Source organism: Pseudomonas sivasensis, assembly GCF_052938085.1.
The window spans coordinates 2,849,087-2,868,536 of the sequence record NZ_CP176442.1; the positions used below are offsets into that span (position 1 = coordinate 2,849,087).

At 60.6% G+C, this 19,450-nt stretch carries 11 protein-coding genes; all 11 read right to left on the minus strand.

The window, feature by feature from the left end:
• Nucleotides 1-20: 20 nt before the first annotated feature.
• The 11 genes from ACKZ62_RS13115 to ACKZ62_RS13165 all read right to left on the minus strand — a co-directional run bounded on the left by ACKZ62_RS13115 (nt 21) and on the right by ACKZ62_RS13165 (nt 18,951).
• A complete protein-coding gene (locus ACKZ62_RS13115; RefSeq protein ID WP_447096795.1) occupies nt 21-2,771 on the minus strand; it encodes a malto-oligosyltrehalose synthase in 2,751 nt (916 codons plus the stop codon).
• Nucleotides 2,768-4,852, minus strand: a complete 2,085-nt coding sequence (gene malQ, locus ACKZ62_RS13120; protein WP_032885256.1) for a 4-alpha-glucanotransferase — start codon at nt 4,850-4,852, stop codon at nt 2,768-2,770. The genes ACKZ62_RS13115 and malQ overlap by 4 nt, the downstream gene beginning before the upstream one ends.
• Entirely contained in the window at nt 4,849-6,594 is a 1,746-nt protein-coding gene (treZ, locus tag ACKZ62_RS13125) for a malto-oligosyltrehalose trehalohydrolase (RefSeq protein WP_447096796.1), read from the minus strand. Before treZ ends, malQ begins: the two co-directional genes overlap by 4 nt.
• Nucleotides 6,595-6,613: 19 nt before the next feature.
• Nucleotides 6,614-8,170 carry a glycogen synthase GlgA gene (glgA, locus tag ACKZ62_RS13130; protein WP_081797612.1) on the minus strand — a complete coding sequence of 519 codons (1,557 nt, stop codon included), beginning with the start codon at nt 8,168-8,170 and terminating at the stop codon, nt 6,614-6,616.
• Nucleotides 8,171-9,760: 1,590 nt separating this feature from the next.
• Complete coding sequence (locus tag ACKZ62_RS13135; protein ID WP_447096797.1) at nt 9,761-10,714, minus strand: D-2-hydroxyacid dehydrogenase family protein; 954 nt, start codon at nt 10,712-10,714, stop codon at nt 9,761-9,763.
• Nucleotides 10,715-10,740: 26 nt separating this feature from the next.
• Nucleotides 10,741-11,742 (minus strand): alpha/beta fold hydrolase, encoded by a 1,002-nt coding sequence (locus tag ACKZ62_RS13140; RefSeq protein WP_122765217.1) that lies wholly within the window; start codon nt 11,740-11,742, stop codon nt 10,741-10,743.
• A 44-nt stretch (nt 11,743-11,786) separates the two neighbouring features.
• Nucleotides 11,787-12,230, minus strand: a complete 444-nt coding sequence (locus ACKZ62_RS13145; RefSeq protein WP_260366777.1) for a YqaA family protein — start codon at nt 12,228-12,230, stop codon at nt 11,787-11,789.
• A gap of 3 nt (nt 12,231-12,233) precedes the next feature.
• Nucleotides 12,234-12,680 carry a DUF411 domain-containing protein gene (locus ACKZ62_RS13150; protein ID WP_032885249.1) on the minus strand — a complete coding sequence of 149 codons (447 nt, stop codon included), beginning with the start codon at nt 12,678-12,680 and terminating at the stop codon, nt 12,234-12,236.
• A gap of 81 nt (nt 12,681-12,761) precedes the next feature.
• Nucleotides 12,762-13,220, minus strand: coding sequence for an SRPBCC family protein (locus ACKZ62_RS13155; RefSeq protein ID WP_032885248.1), 459 nt, complete (start codon nt 13,218-13,220; stop codon nt 12,762-12,764).
• 90 nt (nt 13,221-13,310) lie between these two features.
• Nucleotides 13,311-15,305: a methyl-accepting chemotaxis protein gene (locus tag ACKZ62_RS13160; protein ID WP_032885247.1), complete on the minus strand. Its 1,995-nt coding sequence runs from the start codon at nt 15,303-15,305 to the stop codon at nt 13,311-13,313.
• Nucleotides 15,306-15,579: 274 nt separating this feature from the next.
• Nucleotides 15,580-18,951 carry a membrane-targeted effector domain-containing toxin gene (locus tag ACKZ62_RS13165; RefSeq protein WP_447096798.1) on the minus strand — a complete coding sequence of 1,124 codons (3,372 nt, stop codon included), beginning with the start codon at nt 18,949-18,951 and terminating at the stop codon, nt 15,580-15,582.
• Nucleotides 18,952-19,450 lie beyond the last annotated feature (499 nt).

Here is a 19,450-nt window from a genome sequence, read left to right on the forward strand (position 1 = left end):
ATGCTCCTCACAGAAAATTTTCAGCTTTCTTGATCATCAGGATTGATAAAGACATTGACCGGGAAATCCCCCAGGGCAGTGCTGATCAACAGCTCCTTGTCTGGTGTGACTGCGCCTGTATGAAAAAGTCCCTTCCAGTTTTGAGTTGGTGCGGCGAACGGTAATTTCAGCCGCGTATCGCCCCAAACCTGCGCATTGATCTGGGGATACACACCGTTCTCCAGCAAGTGATGTGACCAGCGTGGAACCACTACCAGCAGGCGTTTGCCCTGGTGTTCGCGACAGAATGCGACCACCCGCTCGGCATGTTGGCCGACCACTTCCAGCGGTGTGTAAGTACCGTTGCGAAACAGCTCAGGCTGGGCCTTGCGCAAGGCCAGCACCTGGGCAATCACCGCCTGTTTGATGCGCCCGTCACGCCAGTTGAACAACAGTTCGCCGATGTCCGTTGGGGTCTCGAGTGCCCGTTGTCGTGCACTGAAATCCACCGGACGACGGTTGTCCGGATCCACCAGGCTGAAGTCCCAGAACTCAGCGCCCTGGTACAGGTCTTGTACACCCGGCACAGTGATGCGAAGCAAGGATTGCGCCAGCCCGTTGAGCGCCCCGGCCGGGGCAATCGCCTGGGCAGCCGCCGCAATTGCGGTGCGCAACGTGCGACCTTCTTCACTGAGCAATAGACGCGACAGAAACGCTTCCACGCCTTGTTCGTAGGCGTCGTTGGGCGCACTCCAACTGCTGTTCAATTTGGCTTCGCGCAGGGCCTTTTGTTGCCACTGCCAGAGGCGTTGTTGATAGCCGTCGAAGTCATCACCCTGGTCCAGCGGCCAACTGCCCAGCAGCACTTGGTAGAGGATCAGCTCATCACCGGCCGACGGAGTGTCGGCATCGCTGCGTAACGGTGCTGCCAGGGTGCGCCACTGCTCAACCTGTTCCACGTACCAGTCGGCGCACTCGCTGAGCACTGCCAGTCGAGCGCGGGTGTCTTCGCCGCGTTTGTGGTCGTGGGTGGCGGTGGCCAGCAGGTTATCCGGGAAGGCTTCCAAGCGCTGTTGGTTGATCGAATGGAATTCGGTCAACGGTGCGCTGAACTGCTCAGTACTGAAGCCCACATCATTACGCGACAGCAGCACCGCTGAGCGATAGAACGCGGTGTCTTCCACGGCTTTGGCGGCCGCGGGCGAGGTCAGTTGCTGGAAGCGTACGCAGGCATGCTTGAGGATCTTGCGCTCACGGCCCACCGGACGTTGGCGCCAAGGCTGGCCGCCGAGGGATTTTTCGAGGTGATCCAGCACCGGCCAGTCGCCCTCGCTCAAGGTGGTGCGGGCACCGTCCATGGCCTGCTGGAACACCGCGTCGTCGGCGGCGCTGCGGCCCAAGGCGCTGATGTAAGTGCGGTACACCGGGAAGTGCACGATCAGCTCCTGCAGGGCGCGGCGAATCGCGCCCAAGGTCAGGTCGCGGGTCATCACATCGTCGCGGGCCACTTGCAGGAGCGCTTGGGCGACGCTTTCAAAGTCCCCGCCCAAGGAGCCGTTGAGGATCTGCTGGCGGGCCAGACGGGCTTCTTCGATAAACGCTGAGGGCCGTTCGGTATGGCGTGTCCACAGCTCGGCCAGCGGTGCAAAGCCGTCCGGCTGGTGTTGCAGCAAGGACAGTTGGTCCATGAATTCATAACCGGTGGTGCCGTCCACACACCAATCCTCACGCAGGGTTTCGCCTTCACCGAGGATCTTCTCGACAAAGATCGGCAAGTGCCGCCCAGGTGCCAGGGCGTCCACTCGGCGACGCAGCTTGCGGCAATAACCCCGCGGGTCGGCCAGGCCGTCGATATGGTCGATACGCAACCCATCCACCAAACCTTCGCTGATCAGTTCGAAAATCTTGCCGTGGGTGGCCTCGAACACCGCCGTGCGTTCTACGCGCAGGCCACCCAGCTCATTGACGTCGAAGAAGCGCCGCCAGTTGATATCGTCTGCCGCCGTGCGCCAACTCGCCAGGCGGTAGGCCTGTTGTTCGAGCAACTGATGCAGGCGGTTGAAACCCTCGGGTTGGCGCCCATCGAACTGGGTCAAGCGGTCTTCGATAGCCGCCAGGACTTCAGTCGCCCGCTCGGCCAGCGCCTGCTTGAGCCAGGCGGCTTCGGCGTAGGTGTCGTCCTGATAGGCGAGGGCGGCGAAACGGTCAGCCAGGGGTTTGAGCGTTTCATCGCTGCCCAGGATCAACGCGTAATCTCGTGGGCAGATCGGGAAGCGATGCTCGTAATGCTCGACATAAAATGCGCCGTGGACCGCATCGAAATGCAATGTCAGGGTGCCGGTCTGTAACGCTTCGCCGTAGTCGCTGCCCAGAAACGGCATCAACAGTTGACCCTTGAGCAGCGGGTCGGGCGAGTGCCACTGGATGTCGAAGAACTCGCTGTACGGGCTCAGGCGCCCCCACTCCAGCAGGTCCAGCCACCACGGGTTATCGGCACCGCCAACGGCCATATGGTTGGAGACGATATCGAGGATCAGCCCCATGTCGTGTTCACGCAGGGCGGCGACCAGGCGGCGCAAGGCGGGTTCACCGCCCAGTTCCGGATTGACGCGGGTCGGGTCGACCACGTCGTAGCCGTGCATGGACCCGGCGCGGGCGCTGAGCAGGGGCGAAGCGTAAAGATGGCTGATGCCTAACTCGGCAAAATACGGCACCAGCGGCACCGCATCGTCCAACGTAAAGCCTTTATGAAATTGAAGGCGCTGGGTGGCGCGCAGGGGCAGTGTCTTCATCGGTCACGCTCATAGGCCTGGTTGCGCGCGACGGCCAATAGTTCAAGGCGGCGCGCGGCTCCGGCATTGTCCAGCAAACTTGAAGCCTCACCCGCCAGGCGTCGGCGCCAATTGGGATGGGTATCGGTGGTGCCGGGCAGGTTGGCTTGTTCTTCGACGCCCAGGGCGTCTTCCAGTGGCAACAGCACCAACGGCGCACGGGTATGGCCGAGGTAGCGCACGCTGGCGTCGATCATGTGGTCGGTTTCGTTACGGATCTCGTCAACGAAGTTCTGCGGGTCCTGGCTCAAGGCCTGGCGCAGGGCCTGGCGTTCGCGCAGGCGGTGTTCGCTCCATTGCTCCACGGTGGGCGCATCGATCAGGCCGAGTTGGATGTTCCAATCGATGTCGCGGCTGTGCCACCAACCATTGAGCGTGGGCAAATCGTGGGTGCTGGTAGTGGCCAGGGCGTTGTTCGGCCAGTCGAGAATCGGCGTGAACTGACCATCGTGGCCTTGCTCGAAGAGCAGCACACGCATCCCCAGAATAGAGCGGCTACTGAGTTTTTCGCGCAGGCCGTCGGGCACAGTGCCGAGGTCTTCACCGAGGACGATGGCTTGATGGCGGTGAGATTCCAGCGCCAACAGACGCAACAGGTCGTCCACCGGGTAATACAGGTAAGCGCCTTCGCGAGGGGATGCGTCCATGGGGATGACCCACAGACGTTGCAGGCCCATCACATGGTCGATGCGTAAACCACCGGCATGGGCAAAGTTGGCGCGCAGCATCTCGATAAATGCGCGGAACCCATTGCGCTGGAGGCCTTCCGGCGAGAACGCGGAAATGCCCCAGCCCTGGCCCGCACGGTTGAGGATGTCCGGCGGCGCGCCCACGGTCAGGTTGGCCAGCAGTTCATCCTGGCGGCTCCAGGCCTGGCTGCCACCGCCGTCAGCTCCCACCGCCAGGTCGGCGATCAAGCCAACGCCCATGCCACTGCCCTTGGCGGCTTGTTGCGCGCGCTCAAGGCAGCGGGCGATCAGCCATTGGGTGAAGGCGAAGTAGCCGATCTCTTCTCGGTTGTCCTCGGCAAACTTCGCCAGCGCCGGGCTCTGCGGGGTACGCCACTCCTGCGGCCAGTGGCGCCAGTCGAGCGCTTCGCCGGCAGCCGCGCGCACAGCTTGCACCGCTTCAAAGCGACAGTGATTTTCCAGGGCTTCACCGCCGGCCTGGCGGAAACTCAGGAAATCGGCATGTTGCGGATGCTGGCCGTGGCGGAAGTCTTCGTACAGCGCGCGCAACAGGCGTTGCTTGGCTTTGGCGGCGGCGGGCCAGTCGATCAGGGTGTGTTGCTCCAGTGCGTGCAGCTCATCCTCCAGACCAAGGGCGTCGATGGCGTTGCGCACTTCACGTTCGCCAAGGATGCAGCCGGGCGAGGCATACAAGCTGTTGAGGAACAAACGGCTGGACGGCGAATAGGGGCTGTAGCGCCCTGTGTCGGCGCTGAACATCGCGTGCATCGGGCTGATTGCCAGGGCATCGGCGCCGCGCTCGGCGGCAGAACGGGCGAGGTGTTCCAGGGCCAGGGTGTCGCCGAAGCCACCATCGCCCAGACGGCGCAGCGAGTACAGCTGCGCACTCAGGCCCCAGGCGCGGGCAGGCTGGCTGTCGACCGAGTCGGCGACGCTGTAGCAGTGAGTGGGGGCGACGGCCAGCGTGAAGGTCTGGTCGTTGATGTGCACCTGGTGGTAGCCCAGGGCGATGATGCCCGGCAGCACGGCGGCGCCGTCCAGGCGCAGGTCCAGGGTTTCGCCGTCTTCCAGGCTGACACGGCACAGGGTGTCGGGTTCGAAGTAGTGCGCCAAGTCAAGGCCGTCGCCGCTGTCGACCGTCATCAAGGGCGGCAGGTGTTTGTCTTGTTGCGCCCGCTCCAGTTCCAGCAGGCTGGTATTGATCTCTGCGTCGCTGTCGGCCGGATGACCGAGGCCTTTGAGGACAGCGCGCAGGGCATCGGGTGTCACGCGTTGCGGGCGGCCGTTGGCGTCGATCCAATCGACGGCCAGGCCTGCGCGGCTGGCGAGGATTTCCAGGTTCGCTTCACTCAAGGGTGTTCTCCAACAGGGGAAAGGCTGACGCGCGCGCTGTACGGCGGCAGTTGCGCGCCTTGCTCAGCAGGCGTGGCAAAAAGTAGGTGCTCCGGCGCCGGATGATTCACGGGCGTGGCACTTAGGTTCAGGTCGATCTGCAACAGACTGCCATTGCCCAACCGCCAGCGGGCTGTCACAGCGCCGTCCGCCAGCACTTGGGCGCCCAGCGCCACACTGCCGGGCAAGTGCGGCACGAGGTGGCGATGGCGCAGGCTCAGCAGTTGGCGGTAGAACTGCGCCTGTTCGCTGTCGGTAAATGTCGGGTTTGATTGCTGGAAGGTAGGCAGGGCGTTGGGGTCAGGGATGCGTTCGCGTCGCTCGGGATCCTGGAATGCGGCGAAGTCGGCAAACTCGTTGCGCCGGCCTTCACGTACCGCTTCGGCCAGTTCGCCGTGGTGGTCGGTGAAAAATAGGAAGGGCTCTTTGGCGTTGACTTCATCGCCCATGAACATCAGCGGGATCATCGGCGACAGCAGCAGCAACGTGGTCGCGGCCTTGAGTGCCTGAGGCGAGCACAGTTGATGCAGGCGCTCGCCCAAGGCGCGGTTGCCGATCTGGTCGTGGTTCTGCAAAAACAGCACAAAGGCACTGGGTGGAAGGTGCGCGCTGGGTTCGCCACGGGTGTGGCCATGGCGTGTGGTCTCGCCTTGGTAGATGAACCCTTCGCCCAGGCAGCGCGCCAGCTTGGCTGTGGTGCCTGCGGCGAAGTCGCTGTAATAGGCGTCGGTTTCACCGGTGAGCAGCACGTGCAGCGCGTTATGGCCGTCGTCATTCCACTGTGCATCGAAATCATGCTCCAGCAGGCTGGCCTGGTTGAATTCGTTCTCCAGCACCAGCCAAACGTGGCGACCGGTGTCGACCTGCTGGCGCACACGCTGCGCCAGTTGTTGCAGGAAACCGGGATTGTCGATGGCGTGCACGGCATCCAGGCGCAGGCCGTCGAAGCGGTACTCCATCAGCCACATCAGTGCGTTGTCGAGGAAAAAGTGGCGCACCTCGCGGCGCTCGAAATCGATCCCCGCGCCCCAGGGGGTGTGCACGTCTTCGCGAAAGAAGCCTTGGGCGTATTGACCCAAGTAGTTGCCGTCAGGACCGAAGTGGTTGTAGACCACGTCGAGGATCACGGCCAGGCCGTGCTCGTGAGCGCTGTCGATCAAGTGCTTGAGCTGCTCAGGTGTGCCGTACGAAGAATGGGGCGCGTAGGGTAGAACCCCGTCGTAGCCCCAGTTGCGTTCGCCGGGGAACTGCGCCAAGGGCATCAACTCAATGGCCGTGACGCCCAGCTCGGCCAGGCGTGGCAGGTGTTTCTCCACGCCGGCGTAGCCTCCCATTGCGCCGACATGCAGCTCGTAGATCACCGCCTCATGCCACGGGCGACCTTGCCACTGGCTGTGCCGCCATTTATAGGCGAGGGGGTCAACCACCCGGCTCCAACCGTGCACATCGCACGCTTGGGCCCGGGATGCGGGGTCGGGCACGTCTTTTTCCCCGTCGATGTTGTAGCGGTAGCGCGTGCCCGCCGGGCACTTTATTTCTACTTCAAACCAGCCCTCTGCCTGCGGCAGCATGGCAACTGATTTGCCGTCTTCCAATTCAACGCTGACATAAAACGCGTCTGGCGCCCACAAGGCAAAACGCGTGTGTTGCGCGTCCAGCATGATTGCGCCGTGGGGCCAGGTTTCTAGAGTCCGTAACGGCATCTATAGAGGCCTCCCTTGATTACTTGACTGATTTCCCCAGGGCCTTGGCCACAAGTTGTTCGTAGAGTTCGGCGTAGGGTTCGACTGCCTGGCACCAATTGAACGGTTGGGTCATGGCACGGCAACGCATGGCGTTGAGCAGGCCTGGGAAAGCGAAGACCTTGAACGCGCGGCTCAGGGCTTCTTCATAACTTTCCACCGTGGATTCATTGAACAGGAACCCGGTGACGCCATTTTCGATAGTGTCTGCCAGCCCGCCGGTATTGCGTGCCACCGGCAGTGAGCCGAAGCGCTGGGCGTACATCTGGCTCAGGCCGCAGGGCTCGTAGCGCGATGGCATCAGCAGGAAGTCGCTGCCGGCAAACATACGGCGCGCGTCGGTTTCGTTGAAGCCGATGCGCACGCCGACTTGGCCCGGGAAGCGCAGGGCCAGTTCACGCATGGCCTGTTCTTCTTCCGGTTCGCCGCGCCCGATGATTGCGATCTGGCCGCCGTTCTCAACGATGAAGCCAGCCACCGCTTCGGTCAGGTCCAGGCCTTTTTGGTAGACAAGACGCGAGACCACGGCGAACAGCGGGCCGGTGGAATCGTGCAGACCGAACAATTCGCGCACGTGGGCGGCATTGATTGCCTTGCCTTCCCAGTCGCCGATATTGAAGTTGTGCGTCAGGTGCTCGTCGGTGGAGGTTTCCCAGCTTTCATCAATACCGTTGGGGATACCACTGAGCAGGCCTTGCTGGGTCTTGGCGGCGAGAAAACCGTCGAGGCCGCAGCCAAATTCCGGGGTGGTGATTTCCTGGGCGTAGGTGGCGCTCACCGTGGTGATATGGCTGGAATAAGCCATGCCGGCCTTGAGGAACGACATCTTGCCGTAGAACTCCATGCCTTCCTGCTGCAGGGCGTGGGGCGGGATACCCAGCTCTGGCGTCGAGGCCAGGCTGACCACACCTTGATAGGCCAAGTTATGAATGGTGAACAGGGTCGGCGTACGTGATCCACGCCAGTGCATATACGCCGGGGCCAGGCCAGCAGGCCAGTCGTGGGCGTGCACCAAGTCCGGGCACCAGTGAATCTGCGCGAGGTTGGCGGCGATGTCGGCGGCGGCCAGGCCCAGGCGGGCGAAGCGGATATGGTTGTCCGGCCAGTCGCGGCCGTTGTTGGCACCGTAAGGCGTGCCTTCACGCTCGTAGAGCTCGGGGCAGATCAACACATAAATGACAAGGCCGTCCTTGAGGTCCATACGCCCGATCTTGCATGGCGGCAGCGCGGCGTGGCCGCCCAGTTCACCGATGATGTGGATCGGGTTGTCGCTTTCCATGACCTGCGGGTAGCCGGGGATCAACACGCGCACATCATGCAGGTGAGCCATGGCACGGGGCAGGGCCGCGGAGACGTCGCCCAGGCCACCGGTTTTCACCAGGTCAGCAAACTCGGACGTTACAAACAGCACTTTCTTTCGATTCGGGTTGTGACTCACGATCGGCCGCACAGAGCTTGGCAGGTCGGCCAACGACGTAGGCCCCCCTGCAGGCTGACTGAAACGCTCTCCCTGAGTATCTACTGCGGCACTGATCATAATGCACTCCCATTTTGTTGGTCGGCTAATGGCCCGCTGCCACTAGCTCCGATTGGCCGCATCCTGCGGCCAGGCGCACAAGCACTGTACAAACTGGCAAGGCGTATGCCAGTTGCACGGATTGCGAAAAAAGATTGGATGGACGGGCATGTGCTGTGAAGCGTGTGTGCTCGCCTTACCTTAAAACTGGACCAATGGCAGAGTCGGAAAGTTTAGATTTTTTGCGGGGTTTTTGTTTTGGAACGGACCCATCGGTCATCAGTCTAGGACAGATCCTCATAGCCTGTAGGGTTTCTGGGAAGATTTTGTAGGACAAAAAACTTTTAACCTGAGAGTCAGTGGTTATTAGCCAATTGTTTGTGGGGCAGTGGTGTATTTCGAGGTAATGCAGTTTGACCTGGGTTTTGTAGTGAGCAGGCTTGCCCTGCGCTGGGCTGCGAAGCAGCCCCATTAGGGGCACCGCTTATGTACCTGGTGCAGCAAGGTGAACCATTTGGGAGCGCTTCGCACTCCGGCGCAGGGCAAGCCTGCTCACCACAGAGGTTGTGGCGCCCGTGGGCAGGAGGTTGTGAGCTTATTTCTGAGCAAACCTCTCACCACACAATTGTTTGCGACTGTGGAGTAAGGGCTGAGCTGCATTTTGTAGTGAGCAGGCTTGCCCTGCGCTGGGCTGCGAAGCGGCCCCATTAGGAGCACCGCCTATGTACCTGATGCAGCAAGGTGAACCATTTGGGAGCGCATCGCACTCCGTCGCAGGGCAAGCCTGCTCACCACAGAGGTTGTGGCGCCTGTGGGCAGGAGGTTGTGAGCTTATTTCTGAGCAAACCTCTCACCACAGCGTTGTTTGCGACTGTGGAGTGGGGCTGAGCCGTATTTTGTAGTGAGCAGGCTTGCCCTGCGCTGGGCTGCGAAGCGGCCCCACTGGGAGCACCGCCTATGTACCTGATGCAGCAAGGCTAGCCATTTGGGAGCGCTTCGCACTCCGGCGCAGGGCAAGCCTGCTCACCACAGGGGTTGTGGCGCCCGTGGGCAGGAGGTTGTGAGCTTATTTCTGAGCAAACCTCTCACCACAGCGTTGTTTGCGACTGTGGAGTGGGGCTGAGCCGTATTTTGTAGTGAGCAGGCTTGCCCTGCGCTGGGCTGCGAAGCAGCCCCATCAGGAGCACCGCCTATGTACCTGATACAGCAAGGCGAGCCATTGGGGAGCGCTTCGCACTCCGGCGCAGGGCAAGCCTGCTCACCACAGAGGTCGTGGTGCCCGTGGGCAGGAGGTTGTGAGCTTATTTCTGAGCAAACCTCTCACCTCAGGATTGTTTGCGACTGTGGAGTAGTGGCTGAGCCGCATTTTGTAGTGAGCAGGCTTGCCCTGCGCTGGGCTGCGAAGCAGCCCCATTGGGAGCACCGCCCATGTACCTGATGCAGCAAGGCTAGCCACTGGGGAGCGCTTCGCACTCCGTCGCAGGGCAAGCCTGCTCACCACAGGGGTTGTGGCGGCCGTGGACAGGAGGATGTGAGCTTATTTTCTGAGCAAACCTCTCACCACAGGGGCGGCGTGCGCCTCTGCGGTGAGAGGCGCCCCGTATTGGTGCGTCAGCCAATCGGCCGGATGGGCGCGTTGTTCGCCCAGGCTTGGATATCCTCGATCATCTGCTGGTAGAACTGCCGATAATTCTGCTCGCTCACATAGCCTACATGGGGCGTGGCCAGCACATTAGGCAAGTGCCGGAACGGATGATCCAGCGGCAACGGCTCCTCGGCATACACATCCAGTGCAGCCCCCGCCAGGCGACCACGGCTCAATGCCTCAACCAATGCCTGCTCATCCACAATCGGCCCACGCGCGGTATTCACCAGACGCGCCGTCGGTTTCATCCAGCCCAACGCTTCTGCATCTACCAGGCCGCGGGTGCGGTCGCTGAGTACCAGGTGGATGGTCAGGATATCGGCCTGTTTGAACAGGTCTTCCTTGCTGACCCAGCTTACACCGGCTTGCGTCGCACGCTCCGGCGTGAGGTTTTCACTCCAGGCAATCACGCGCATGCCGAAGACTTGGGCAAATTGCGCGACCTTCTGGCCGATGCTGCCCAGACCAAGGATGCCTAGCGTCTTCCCGTACAGGTCGCCGCCAAGGCCAACCTGCCAGTGCCCGGCGCGCACGGAGTTGGCCTCGGCCAGCAGGTTGCGGGTGGAGGCCATGATCAACGCCCACGTCAATTCCGGCGCCGCCTGTTTATAGCTGTCGGTGCCGCAGACGTGAATGCCCAGGGCCTTGGCGGCGGGGATATCGATGGCCGCGTTGCGCATGCCGCCGGTCACCAGCAACTTGAGGTTGGGCAGCCCCTGCAACAGCGCGGCGTCGAATGGGGTGCGTTCACGCATCACGCAAATCACTTCGAACGCTTGCAGACGTTCGATCATTACGGCGGTATCGGCTGGGTAATCGTGCAGGAAGTGCACCTGGCCGACCGACTCCAGCACCGACCAATCCACCACGTCACGGGCCACATTCTGCCAATCATCAATGACTGCGATCTGTACCGACATTCACGAGTGCCTCGAAAAAGGTTGGATTAAAGCGCGTTCAAACCCTGCAACAGCGCCTGGTGAAACTTCGCCGGTTCTTCCATCTGCGGCGCGTGGCCCAGGCCGGGAAACTCCACCAGCGTTGCGTGGGGGATCAGCTTGGCCACGGTTTTGCCCAACACCGCGTAGTTGCCGAGCTTAGCTTTGACCTCGGGCGGCGCGACGTCCTTGCCGATGGCGGTGTTGTCGGAGGTGCCGATCAGCAAGAGGGTAGGCATCTGCAGGTTCTTGAATTCGTAGTACACCGGCTGGGTGAGGATCATGTCGTAAATCAACGCCGAGTTCCATGCGACCCGCGTATGCCCCGGGCCGTTGCTCAGGCCGGCATACATATCCACCCACCGCTCGTATTCCGGCTTCCAGCGGCCGACGTAGTACGTGTTGAGCTGGTATTGGCGAATCCCATCGGCGCTGACTTTCAGTTCACGGGCATACCACTGGTCGACGCTGAGCGCAGGCACGCCCAGGGCTTTCCAGTCTTCCAGGCCGATGGGGTTGACCAGCGCCAACTGCTCAGTCTGCTCGGGGTACATCAGCGCGTAACGCGTGGCGAGCATGCCGCCGGTGGAGTGGCCGAGCAGGGTGACCTTTTGAATGCCGAGCTTTTCCAGCAGTTGGTGGGTGTTGAGGGCCAACTGCTGGAAGCTGTACTGGTAGTGCTCGGGTTTGCTGGAGCTGCAAAAACCGACCTGGTCCGGTGCGATCACTCGGTAACCGGCATCACTCAGGGCCATGATCGAGCTTTCCCACGTTGCACCACAGAAATTTTTGCCGTGCATCAGCACGACGGCGCGACCATTGGCGGTGCCTTTGGCCGGCACGTCCATGTAGCCCATTTGCAGGGATTCGCCTTGGGATTGGAATTGGAAATGTTCAAGGGGGTAGGGGTACTGGAAACCTTGCAGCTCGGGACCGTAGGTGGCCGCGAGCGCAGGCGCTGTGCTGGCCGTCAGCAGGCCGGCGATGCAAAAAGCGCGGAATAGAGGCATGGGCGGGGCTCCAGGAAGGGTGTCCGGATGCTCTTTGCGAGGGATTAAGTGGGGATTAACACCCATTGCAAGGTCACGGCGGCCAGCACGGCATAGCGCAGGCCTTTAGCCAGGGTCACCAGCAGCAGAAACCGCCACAAGGGCTCACGCATTACCCCGGCCACCAACGTCAGCGGGTCGCCAATGATCGGCACCCAACTGAGCAGCAGCGTCCAGTGTCCCCAGCGCTGGTAATGGGTGCGCGCTTTTTCCAGTTGTCTGTCGCTGACCGGAAACCAGCGTCGACCCTTGAAGTGCTCCACCCAGCGGCCCAGCCACCAGTTGACCAGCGACCCGAGAACATTGCCCAGGGTCGCGATACCCAGCAGCCACCACAGGCCGTAATGCCCGCTGAGCAACAGGCCTACCAGCACCGCTTCCGATTGCAATGGGAGTAAGGTCGCCGCACCAAAGGCGGCGACGAACAGCCCGAGGTAACCCATCAGCATCGATCAGTGCGCCGGGTACTCAGCCACCACGACATCGTTGCCGTCTCGGGTCAGCCCGATGACTTGATAGGCCTCGCTGCGCCCGTCCATTTCCATGCCGGGCGAACCCATCGGCATGCCCGGTGCGGCAATACCCAGCAGGTCGTCGCGCTTGCGCAAAGCCAGCACTTGATCGGCGGGCACGTGGCCCTCGACGAATTTGCCGTCGATCACGGCGGTGTGACAGGAGCCCAGGCGCGGGGCCACGCCCAGGCGTTGCTTGACGGCACTCATGTCGGCTTCGACATGGTCGTTAACCTTGAAGCCGTTGCTTTCCAGGTGGCTGATCCATTTTTTGCAGCAGCCGCAGTTGGCGTCACGGTGCACGTCGATGGGGATGAGGTCAGCGGCCTGGGCCAGGGTGGTGGTGAAGAGGGCTGAAAGCAGGGCCAATCGTAATGGGGTTTTCATCAGGTTTTCGTCCAAGACCAGGCAGTAAGCCCGGCATTCTCCGCGCTTTTTTGAAGGGGGCGCCGTTGTAGTGTTTCAAAGTTATACAAGGTTGGCGTTTTCAAGGCGGTGCCTGAGCTGGTCCAGCGCAATCGCTGATAGTTCGATCATGCGTTCGTGCAGGCTGGCCAACTGCAATTCGGTTTCATAGGTCAGCACACGCTTGAACAGCGTGCCGTCGTGAAAGGGCAGGAGGAAATAGTGGATGGAACCATCGACGGCGAGGGACGTGAACACCGTCTTGAACTCGTCGGGACGACGGGCGATCTGCACGCGGTAGCTCATGGGCACGCGTACACCCAGCAGGTCGATCATTTCGGTAAAGCGTGCACCGGCGGGGAGCGATCCGGTGGTGCCGGTGTCGGCCCCGAGGGATGTGGGGTGCCATTCATGCCAGCGATCCGGTTGGGTCACGTAGTCGTAAACAGCGTCAATGGGGGCTTGGATAAAGCGTTCCTGACTGATCCGCTCCAAGCGGAACGACTGCTCGACAGCGCGCATGGCACACCTCCTGTGTGGCGGGGCTTAACACTTGGAACTGTCAGAATAGTCCGACTCCCGCGCTTTGCACGGGAGCCTTTAGAGAATTGATCAGCGCACTTTAAAGCGGCCCATCAAGGCGATCACCCGGCCATTGGCATCCAGCAGGCTCTGGGTATTGGTTTCGGTGGCATGGCCGCTTTGTACCAACTCTTCGACCATGTGTCGGATTTGCACCATGCTGCGGTTGATCTCCTCGGTCACCGCGCTTTGCTGCTCGGCGGCTGTGGCGATCTGCGTGCTGAGGTTGTTGATATGGCTCACGGAACCCGCCATTTCATCCAACCCGGTGTTGACCCGCGCCGTGGCATCCGCTGCCGATTGGCAGCTGGCCTGGGTATTTTCCATGGCCGCGACCGAGGAACTCACCCCGGCAGTCAGGCGTGCCAGCATCTCGTTGATCTGCGAGGTGCTTGCCTGAGTGCGCGCAGCCAAGGCGCGCACTTCGTCGGCGACCACTGCAAAGCCTCGACCTTGCTCACCGGCCCGGGCCGCTTCAATGGCGGCGTTGAGGGCCAACAGGTTGGTCTGGCCAGCAATGGCGCCGATCACCCCGAGGGTCTCGGTGATGCGTGCGGCGTCCTGGCGCATGTTTTCCACGGTGTGGGTGGCGGCGGCAACTTCGCCGATCAAGGCGCTGACACTGGTGGATGCTTCCCCAACGACCACGCGGGAGCGATCGGCGTGCTCATTGGCGCGCTGAGTGAACGAGGCGGTTTCGGCCGCGTTTTGCGCGACGTTGTCGGCGGTGGAGCTCATCTCGGTGATAGCGGTGACGGTCTGGTCGGTTTCCGAGGCGTGACGCACCAGGATCTGGTTGGTGTGGGCCGAGGTCCGTTGCAATTGCTCAAGGCCTGACGACATCGCGCCGGTGGCCTGGGTGACTTCGCCGATCATGTTTTGTAGGTAGACGATGAAGTGGTTCACCGAGTGACCGATGGCGCCGAGTTCGTCTTCGGCGCGGATGGTGATACGTCGCGTGAGGTCGGCATCGCCAGCGGACAGCGCGTCGATATTGGTTTTGAGGATCTTCATGCGCTGCACCAGTTGGCGGATCGCATACGCCGCCAGCAGCACCAGCAGCAACACCATTGGGATCTGCAACAGCGCCAGACTGCCGAGCACGTCATCGCGTTGGGCAGTGATCAGTGAAGTGGGCAGGGCGGTGGCAAGGAACCAAGGCGTGCCTTCGATGGGGCGCAGATAGAAGGTGCTGGCCACGCCGCCATTGTCGAACTCGCTGCGTTGCAGTGCCTGGTCGCGATGGGCCAGGGCTTTGCTGACCTGGGTGGCAAATGCCGAGGTGGAGGTCAGTTCGCTGATGTTCTTCAACACCACGGGGCTGCTCAGGCGCGAGCTGTTGCTGATGATCTTGCCATCGCCCTCGACGATCAGCATTTGCCCGCCGATGTCTTTTTCCTTGCTGGCCACCAGGTCATTGAAGAAACCCAGGGTCACGTCGATGGTGGCCACGCCATAGGCGGCGCCGTCACGCTGGATCGCCATGGCGCAGTTGGTGCGCGGCTCCTGGCTGGCGTCGTCTTTGTAGGCAGCCGCCCAGGCGCATTGCCCGCGCGGCGAAGCGAGGCCGCCTTTGTACCAGCTCTGGTCGTAATAGTTGGGCGCGGGGTCGCTGTTCCAGAACGTGTTCACCGCCAGCTTGCCCGACGCATCGCGGTGCCAGAACGTGCTGTGCTTGTTGCGGCCCGGCGTGCGCTGGTTGGGCAGCGGCCAGATACCACCACCAAATACCTTCAGTTCACCATATTGGTCGACCAGGCCTGGCAGGACCTTGTCGATGGCATCGCTGTCGAGCAGTGGAATAGTTTGGGTGATGGTGCGTTGCTGGGCCTGAACCTTGTTCAGTTCGCCCTGAATTTGTTCTGCCACCTCACTGATGCGGTTGAGCACCACCTGTTCTTCGGTCTGTCGCAGCTTGGGTGCGACCAACTGGCCGATACCCACGACGGTCAACACGAATAGCACCAGGACGAACAGCACCAGAAACAGGGTATAGCGGGCTTGGATAGAGCGCATTGGGGGCATGGGGTCGTCCTTACGAAGCGTTTATTATCGACGCGGCTTTTTTAGAGCTTCGTTGGGCTATCGGCTTGGCAACGCTTAGCTTTAGGTACGCTCGTGCAAATAAAGTGAAGGGCTAAACGGTTGGGATTGGCAATTCAACTGGGAGCCCATGGACAGTTGTCTCGGTAAACCGTCCCGATGATGGGTTGAGCGGCGCGCCCCACCCGGCACGGGGTTGCAGCGCTAGGGACGGGCCATGCGCTGTGACCGCTAGTGTGCCGGGTGGGATTTGGGTTTACGGCTTGATGTAAATCTGGAGATCGCCGGGGATACCGCCGCTGCCGACCGGTTTGGTGGGATCCTGTGGATGGCCCAGGACTCTGGTTCCGAAATGGTTCGTGGCGCTGGGCCTGTCAAACACACCAATGCCGATGCTGCCGGTCAACTCGGCGAGGCCGGGCACACCTTCGGAGGTGTTCATATGTGAATGCCCAACCAATGCAGCCCACTTATCAGCACCTGAGGTGGCCTGGATGGTTTCAGCGGCGTAATAGTTGAACTCTTCAAGCCGCGTGATCGACGCGGAGCCAGTAGTGGTCGGCTTCTTTAAGCCGCGTAGGTCTTTGTGGCGGGTGAGGTAGTAGTGATCAAGAGGCAAGACCTCTATGCCGTTATCCTCCAGCTTTTTGCGTAACTCTTGGAATGTCGGGCCGCTTCGAAGCTGCTTGCTTTGACCAAGGATGCCAATTCCGTCGTCGACAAGCCCTTGGGGCATATCTATCAACCCTTCGAAGTAAACTCTTTTAACGCCCTCGTTCTTTAGTGTGGCGACGTTATCGAACAGCGCCCGGAAGCTTGCCATCTGCTTGTGGGATTCTCCAAATACCACGCCTTGCGAGGCTTTCAACGCTGTTTCGATCAGGTCAGGGACAGGGACGTTGCCGGCGATGTGCGGGATGGTCGGGCGCGTCGGGAGGCCCGCCTGCTGGATGGCGTCAAAATAGTCCTTCATTTCATCTTTGAACTTTTGAATGGTCGCCATCTTGGTGTCGGGTTTGAAATGATCCGGTTCCAGTTTCCCGCGCATACTTTCTGCGTAGTCGCCGACGGGCAACGGCTTTCTGACTCGCACTGGGCGCGCGATGGAGGCCATAGGGTTGTATCGATGACGGTGCTGTGCAGGGGACGGGGAGTGGGTATGGGGGGAGCCGGGTGCCAAGGTGTCGAGCGGGTTGAAGTCTGCCAAAGGCGTGCCGTAGGGCTTCATCGCCGCGGGGTCGTAGGCATACCGTTGGCCGTTGGACAGGATGGTGTCGGCCCGGAAGGTCTGGTCGGCGATCTTGAAGGTGCCGTGAGTAATGGGCCCATGCTCGTTGGCGATGACCCTTGCCATATTAAAGGCCCCACTGGTTTTCTTGATGGTGTCGATGCCTTTGCCGATCAGCTTGGCGCCTCCCTGCACCAGATCACCCAGCCCGCTCGCTGGGTTGAGCTCACCGATGAGCGTAGTTCCCAGAATTTTTGCCACCCGAACCGCCTTGGTTGTCGCGCTGAAGCCCTTGACCGCGACGTTCCCAATTTTCGCTGCTGCGCCTGCGCCGGCAGTGACGAATCCGAAAATATCCATCCCCAGATCGACAACACCGTCCAGGACGTTGCCGTTCTTGAAGTTGACGATGGCCGATCTCAAGGGAATCAGGTCGAGAAAGAAATCCGCCAGTTTCTCCTCGACGTCCATCTGTTGATCGTAGGTGGTGGTTCCCCTGGCCTGCTTGACCACGTCCTTGTTATCAATATCCAGGTGTTCGATAAACGCATCGGCAATGGATTGCGTTCGGTTGCTTGAAAAGCTGTCGGGAACTGGCAGTGGATTCCCCGCAGTGTTGTTTGGCTGCCAAACGGTGTCATCGGCGTTGGTTGGGAGGAACTGCTCTATTGGATAGACGAGGTTTGACTCGCGATCACGTTCTTTGGTCAATACGGTGCCTGGGACCGTGGTGATGGAACCCTGCTTAAGGTCGATCGCGTAAACCGTTTCGCCGCTGCCCCCGGTGGCTTTAACCAGCAGTTGTTCGTTTTTCTCTACAAGCGTTCTGCCAGTGAACCCCATACCCAACTGGTACGTATTGTTTTGATAGAACTCCAGCTTCCCGTATTCCAGGTTTTGCCTGTCTGCCAGTGGTAGCTGAGCGATCAAGTGTTTGACCGTCGTACCAATGCCTTGTTTGCGTGAGTTGATCGCTTGGGAAAGTTGAGAGTTAAAGACGGCGTTTACATCGAATGCCAGGGACTTACCTTCCAGTGCGTCAAGGATGCGCGGGTCTTTGGTTTCCCACGAAAACTGATCCAGCCCGCTCATGGCGATATCCAAGAGCGAATGGTGGCCTGCTGGCGCTCGATTGGGGTCGTAGAGCGGTTGCGCGTAGGGTTGGCTGGTGTCCTTGACCGTTAGCAGCTTCTCTTCAAACGGGACATCCTCGCCAAAACGTTCTTTTAGTTTGGCCAACGCGATGTCTTTACGGCTGGGCATGTCGGTTTGGATCTGGCCGGTGGCTTCTAGCCGTAAATTCGCTTGTTGATTGAAAGCGGTTTTGACCTTGTCGATGTCGGCATCGTTGTACCGATCGGCTTCGGCCTGGCTGATAACGCCGTTTACGACGCCCCAGACCCGCAGGGCCGCACTCTGCGCTTTTTGGGTGATGGACAGGTCTTGCAGGCTGGCGCCTTCAGCGGCCGACATGACCTGGGCAAAGGTCATGTTCGGCACCTTTCCCGGTGTTTGCGCTTCTATCGTCGCGGCGGCGATCGACAGGTTGAGCCACGCGGTGCTGCCATACGTCACGCTGGCCGGCAGGTCCTTGATAAGTAATTCGGGGGCTTTCCTTGCCAGAAGCACGTACGCGCCAACGCTGGCCATTGCGGCGGATGTTTTGCGTTTTTTTATCAGGTGTTGGCTCAGGCTGGTCACCACGGCCGAGGCGGGTTTGCCCCAGTGTGCGTCCTGTGCGAGGTTGAAACTGGCGATTGCGCTGGGGTGGGCGTGGTCAATCGATTCTGGATCCAGCGCCAGGTTGATAGCGGTCAGCGTGTATTCGTTGACGCTGGTGTCAGTTGCAACGCCGTTCAATTTGGTCTGAATGGCTTGCCCCAGCGCCTGTGCCCGTGGAGTGGTCAGGATAGCGACCAAGGCTTTCGCCGGATCGGTGGCGGCTTCGCCGGAAGGTGGCTGGTTGCTGTTCAGGTATTCCAAAACGCCAAGGCTTACGCCTATCTGCGCTGGGTTCGGATGCTGCGCCACGTAGTGCCTCAGCGTACCAAGTAGCGCCTCTTCGTTGCGCATGCTCATTGGTATCGGCCAGGACAGCCCACCGCCTAAATTGCCCAGTGGATGCTCTAACGCCCGGTTGAACACGGCGTCTGCCAAGGCAATCAGGCCGAAATGGTTATTGGGGAGCATCAGGTTGTTGGACGTGATGTAGGCGTCGAGCGTGACGGCCGCGTCTGCTTCTATCGGGTAGGACGAACCCGGTTGAATATCCATCGGCGTCGCCTTCAACGCGGCGAGGATCGCTTGCGGTGTGGCATTCACACCTAAGCGTGTTGCCGTTTCGCTGAGTTTTTGTCCTAGGCTCCTGAGGTTCTGGTTGTCCGCCATCATCTGTTTCAAGCCAGTGCTGGCACGTGAGAGGCGGGGGGAGGACGCAGCGGTTTGGAGGTTTGCTGAAGGATTGCTGGCGTGTAAACCAGGCGATTGATTATTGATAGGCGGGGGCGGTAGGTGAGGCTGAGATGGGGTTTGAGTGGGTGTGTGAACATTCAACATGGGTGGGCACCTTTTCAGACAAGCTGTAATAAGCGTCTTTCATGAGGAGGTTCCCTTTTCCTCAGACGTCCCCGATTGGGTGTAGAAAACACCCTGCGAGGTTCCTTGCGGAAATACCGAGGTCTGTAAAATTAAGTGTTGGCAACGGCGTGAAAAGTCTTTTATGAAACCGGTAAATCAGCCCTGTGTCTCGATGTGATGGCTCAGATTGCCGTAAGGCGTTTGCAGGTCAATCCGGCGCAGGGCGAGCCAAAGCTTTTCATCGCCTGTAATATGAGCGCCTGTCGGCCCGGCCTATGCCTGCCCCAGGGCCGGTGTTGGCAGGGAAGGCTTCAAACAATGG

What these genes read in the sequence shown, in the direction of transcription:
- ACKZ62_RS13115 (WP_447096795.1), bottom strand. Translation starts at nt 2,771, where the DNA reads ATGAAGACACTGCCCCTGCGCGCCACCCAGCGCCTTCAATTTCATAAA.
- treZ (WP_447096796.1), bottom strand. Translation starts at nt 6,594, where the DNA reads ATGCCGTTACGGACTCTAGAAACCTGGCCCCACGGCGCAATCATGCTG.
- glgA (WP_081797612.1), bottom strand. Translation starts at nt 8,170, where the DNA reads ATGATCAGTGCCGCAGTAGATACTCAGGGAGAGCGTTTCAGTCAGCCT.
- ACKZ62_RS13135 (WP_447096797.1), bottom strand. Translation starts at nt 10,714, where the DNA reads ATGTCGGTACAGATCGCAGTCATTGATGATTGGCAGAATGTGGCCCGT.
- ACKZ62_RS13140 (WP_122765217.1), bottom strand. Translation starts at nt 11,742, where the DNA reads ATGCCTCTATTCCGCGCTTTTTGCATCGCCGGCCTGCTGACGGCCAGC.
- ACKZ62_RS13145 (WP_260366777.1), bottom strand. Translation starts at nt 12,230, where the DNA reads ATGCTGATGGGTTACCTCGGGCTGTTCGTCGCCGCCTTTGGTGCGGCG.
- ACKZ62_RS13150 (WP_032885249.1), bottom strand. Translation starts at nt 12,680, where the DNA reads ATGAAAACCCCATTACGATTGGCCCTGCTTTCAGCCCTCTTCACCACC.
- ACKZ62_RS13155 (WP_032885248.1), bottom strand. Translation starts at nt 13,220, where the DNA reads ATGCGCGCTGTCGAGCAGTCGTTCCGCTTGGAGCGGATCAGTCAGGAA.
- ACKZ62_RS13160 (WP_032885247.1), bottom strand. Translation starts at nt 15,305, where the DNA reads ATGCCCCCAATGCGCTCTATCCAAGCCCGCTATACCCTGTTTCTGGTG.